The sequence below is a fragment of the Streptomyces sp. NRRL S-495 genome (assembly GCF_000966955.1).
GTDB classification, from domain to species: Bacteria; Actinomycetota; Actinomycetes; order Streptomycetales; family Streptomycetaceae; genus Kitasatospora; species Kitasatospora purpeofusca.
In genome coordinates this window covers 1-2,256 of record NZ_JZWY01000574.1, presented here as the reverse complement: position 1 = coordinate 2,256, position 2,256 = coordinate 1, and the positions used below count along the sequence as shown (strand labels likewise).

At 76.6% G+C, this 2,256-nt stretch carries 3 protein-coding genes; all 3 read right to left on the bottom strand.

Annotation, left to right across the window (positions count from 1 at the left end; translation table 11 throughout):
• Positions 1-12: 12 nt before the first annotated feature.
• A complete protein-coding gene (locus tag VR45_RS27575) occupies positions 13-303 on the bottom strand; it encodes an acyl carrier protein (RefSeq protein WP_045942552.1) in 291 nt (96 codons plus the stop codon).
• Positions 304-357: 54 nt separating this feature from the next.
• Positions 358-1,857, bottom strand: coding sequence for an MFS transporter (locus tag VR45_RS27570; RefSeq protein WP_052709413.1), 1,500 nt, complete (start codon positions 1,855-1,857; stop codon positions 358-360).
• A 48-nt stretch (positions 1,858-1,905) separates the two neighbouring features.
• On the bottom strand, positions 1,906-2,256 hold a 351-nt coding region (locus VR45_RS27565), incomplete at its 5' end, for a class I SAM-dependent methyltransferase (protein ID WP_045942551.1).

The following is a 2,256-nucleotide window of genomic DNA, read 5'->3' as shown; positions in this document are numbered from 1 at the left end:
TGCCGTGGGTGCTCAACTGACGGCGCTCGACGCGAGGGTGGTGCTCGCGGCGGGGACGGGGGCAGGGGCGGGAGCTGCGGCCCGGACGGCGTCCGCGTGGGCGGCCAGGTCACCGAGGGTGGACTCGGGGCGGATGTCGCTGACGGTCGCGCCGATCCGCTCCTCGACCAGCAGGGACAGTTCGACCAGGGCGAGGCTGTCCAGCTCCAGCGAGGCGAGCGTGGCTCCGGGCTCGACCCGGTCGGCCGGAACGTCGAACTCGGCGACCAGGCAGTCGCGCAGGACGGTGAAGGTGTCGGACACGGGGGTTCCTCTCGGGAGGGGGAGACGGGAAGGAAGGGGTGACGGGTCCGGTGTTCAGTCCGGTCCGGGTGCCGCCGGGGCCGACCGGCCGGTGGCCGCCGAGGGTTCGCGGCCGGGCAGCCGGAACCAGGCGAGCAGTACGGCCAGCGCGGCGACCGCCCCGCCGACCAGGGCGGCGGCGCTCAGACCCGCGGTGAAGGCGGCCCGGTCGCCCGGTGCGGCACCGTCCGCGACCGTGGCGAGCACGGAGCCGAGCACCGCCACACCGAGCGTCGAACCGACCTGCCGAGTGGCGTCGTTGAGGGCCGAACCGACCCCGGCCATGGCCAACGGCACGGCGCTCATCACGAGTTCGGTGGCCACCGGTGCGAGCAGGCCCGCACCGAGGCCGGCCGCCGCCTCGAAGAGCAGCACCGGGGCGTCCCCCGACTCGGCCTCCAGCAGGGCGAGTTGGACGAACCCGGCGGTGATCAGCAGCTGACCGGCGGCCACCGGCACCCGGGCCCCGGCCTGCCGGGCGACCACCGGCCCCAGCACGGCGCCGACGGCCAGCCCCAGCGAGAGCGGCACCATCCGCAGCCCGGCCTGCCAGGCCGAGAGGCCGCGCACCTGCTGGAGGTGGAGGGTGAGCAGGAACATCGCGCCGAACATCGCGAAGGACATCAGCGCCAGGCTGACCGTGGCCGGCCAGACCGGCCCGCCGCGCAGCAACCGGAGCGGCACCATGGGCGCCGCGCAGCGGAGTTGGCGCCACAGGAAGAGGGCGATCAGCACGGTGGAGGCGGCGAACGCCACGAGCACCGCGGTGCTGGTCCAACCCCGGCCCGGCGCCTCGATGACGCCCCAGACGAGGGTGAGCAGGGCGGCGCAGGACAGCGGTGCGCCGAGCCGGTCCAGCGGTCGGGCCTCGGGATCGCGGGACTCGGGGACGACCGGGGTGAGCGCCAGGATCACGGCCACCACGGGGACGTTCAGCCAGAACGCGGCCTGCCACCCGTGCCGTTCGACCAGCCAGCCGCCGACGACCGGGCCGAAGAGCGCGCCGACACCGGCCACCGCCGCCCAGACGCCGATCGCCCGCCGCCGGTCCTCCGGCGCGTCCAGCACATGGACGACGGTGGAGAGCGTGGCCGGCATGAAGAACGCCGCGCCGAGGCCCATCGCGCAGCGCGCGGCGACGAGTCGGCCGGGGGTGTCACCTAGCGCGCCGGCCACCGAGGCGAGCGCGCAGAGCGCGAGTCCGGCGGCGAACGCGCGGCGGCGCCCGTACCGGTCGCCGAGGGCGCCGGCGGCGAGGACGCAGCCGCCGAGGGCGAGCGCGTAGCCGTCGACGATCCACTGGGTCTCGGCGAGGGTGGGGCCGAGTTCGGCGCGCAGGCCGGGGACCGCCACGTTGAGCACGGTGAAGTCGAGTCCGAGCAGGAAGAGCGCGGCGCAGACGACCCCTACCGCGGCCCACGCCCGCCGCCTGCCCACCGGGACGGGGGCGGCGGCGGTCTGGGTGGCGGGGACGGCGCTGGCGGTGGCGGGCGGCTCGGCGGGGCTTCCCGGCAAGGGCGCCGAATCGGCGGGAGCGGCGGAGGGATGCATCCGGACCGGCCCTCAGCCCGTCGGCCGGAGCGGCTCGTCGCGCCGCCGGAACCCGATCCGGTAGAGCGTGGCCGCGCCGCGCAGGAAGGTGACCTCGCAGGCCCGCAGGTAACGGCGGTAGCGGCGGTAGCTGTCCGGGCCGACGAGCCGCTCGGCCTCCGCGCGGGCCCGCAGCAGCCGGGCGGACCAGGCGGCCAGGGTGCGGGCGTAGTCCTCGGCGGAGGCCCGGACGACGGTGACGGCGAAGTAAGGGTCGCTCGCGAGGACGATCTCGCCCAGCCGGGGCAGCACCGCGCCGGGGAAGACCTCGGCCGCGACGAAGGCGCCGACCGGGCCGTCGCCCCCGGTCACGCCGTCGTAGGC